Origin of the sequence: Streptomyces aurantiacus (genome assembly GCF_001418335.1) — a bacterium.
GTDB lineage: Bacteria > Actinomycetota > Actinomycetes > Streptomycetales > Streptomycetaceae > Streptomyces > Streptomyces aurantiacus.
The window spans coordinates 1-1792 of record NZ_LIPP01000532.1; the positions used below are offsets into that span (position 1 = coordinate 1).

General features: G+C 66.4%; 1 protein-coding gene. It reads right to left on the reverse strand.

All coding sequences use genetic code 11. The annotated features are described in order from the left end of the window. Positions 1 to 160 precede the first annotated feature (160 nt). Positions 161 to 1528 carry an extracellular solute-binding protein gene (locus tag AOK01_RS39980; protein ID WP_055520560.1) on the reverse strand — a complete coding sequence of 456 codons (1368 nt, stop codon included), beginning with the start codon at positions 1526 to 1528 and terminating at the stop codon, positions 161 to 163. Between the last annotated feature and the right edge of the window lie 264 nt (positions 1529 to 1792).

The following is a 1792-nucleotide window of genomic DNA, read 5'->3' on the forward strand; positions in this document are numbered from 1 at the left end:
CCGCCGCACCCCCCACGGGCCCCGGCGCGGTCTTCACCACGCCGGGGCCCGTGGGGGGTGCGGCGGTCATGAGCGGCCGATCATTTCTCAGTCGTCTTCGGGTTCTTCGGGCTCTTCGGGCTCTTCCGGTCAGCGACCGGTTCCCCGGTCGTGTCCCGGGTCATTTCTTGATGACCTGGTTGTCCGTGACCGACTTCAGTTCCTCGTCGTAGCCCTTCGCCGCCTCGGCCACCGAGCTGTCGCCGGTCGTCACGCCCTCCATGGCCTCCTGGATCGCCGTGGAGACCTTCGGATACGCGGGGTACGCCGGGCGGTAGTGCGTGTTCGCCACCAGGTCCGTGAAGAACTTGATGCCGGGCTGCGCCTTCACGTACGCCGGGTCCTCGGCCACGTCGGTGCGCACCGAGATACCGGAGTTGGCGATGTACCACTTCTTGGCGTTCGCTGTCGTCTGCATCGTCTTGACGAATTCGAAGGCCAGGTCGGGGTTGCCCGCCTTGCTCGGGATCGACCAGGTCCAGCCGCCCGACATGCTCACCTTCCCGGGCGACTGGCCGTTCTGCGTCGGCATGTACGCGAGGCCCAGCTTCTCGGACCACTCGGGCCATTCGTGGCCGCTGCCCTTCAGCCAGTCCTGCGGAAGCCAGGAGCCGTCCAGGTCGATGCCGAGCTTGCCCTCGGGGAGGAGTTCGCCGCGGACCCGGGTCCCGAAGTTGGGGTCGAGAGCGTCCGAGGGGTCGGGGCCGAGCTCCTCCTTGAAGACCGTCTCGACGAACTGGAGCGAGTCCCTGAAGCCCTGGCTTCCCGTGATCCACTTCTTGGACGCCGTGTCGTACAGCGGGCTCTCGGTGGCACCGGTGGCCGTCCCGTACAGGAGCATCTCGAAGCCCTGCATGGTGGCCGCCTCACCCGCGGGCTTGCCCGTGTACACGTTCAGCGGGGTGACGTCGGGGACCTTCTCCTTGATCGTGCGGGCCGCGTCGAGGACGTCGTCCCAGCTCCTCGGCTGCCAGTCGGCGGGCAGGCCGGCCTTCGCGAAGATGCCCTTGTCGAACCAGAGGCCGCGGGTGTCGGTGCCGTCCGGGACGCCGTACGTCTTCCCGTCCTGCCCCTGAGCCGCCGACTTCGCCGTGTCGATGAACTGGCCCCAGTCGTCCCACTGGTCGAGGTACGGGTCCAGGGGTTTGAGGTAGCCGCTCGTGATGTCGGAGTTGATGAGGAACGTGTCCTCGTAGACCAGGTCGGGCGCCGTCTTGGGGGAGCGGAGCATCTGCTGGAGCTTCGTGTAGTACTCCGAGTCCGGGGCCTTGATCGGGACGAGCTTGACCTTCTTGTCCGGATTGGCCTTCTCGAACTGCTCCTTGATGTCTTCGAGATACGTGTCCATCACACGGATCGAGTTGTCCGTCGACTGTTTGTAGGAGATCTCCACGGTGTCCGGATCACTGCCGGAGTCACTGCCGCAGGCGCTGAGCGCGGTCGCGGAGAGCAAGGTCGCGAGAAGGATGGGAGCGGCGGTGGGACGCACGGGGACGACCTCCTGCTGGCCGACATCTTTGTGGCCGTGTTCGGTTGACCGAACGTAAGAGCAGCGGTCCAGCCAGGTCAATGACCTTGCGCGCCCGGTCAGTTACGTTCGGGTCACATCGCGCGTCGTCGCACCCCGTCGAGGCCGGGTAACGCATGTGGTGACGTATATGACCGAATCGTTCAGGGCCCGGAACCCGGGGCCCATGTGTCTGCCGTCTCTCCGGCCTCTTCCGTCTCTCCCGTCCCTCCCGCCCCCTGTCCC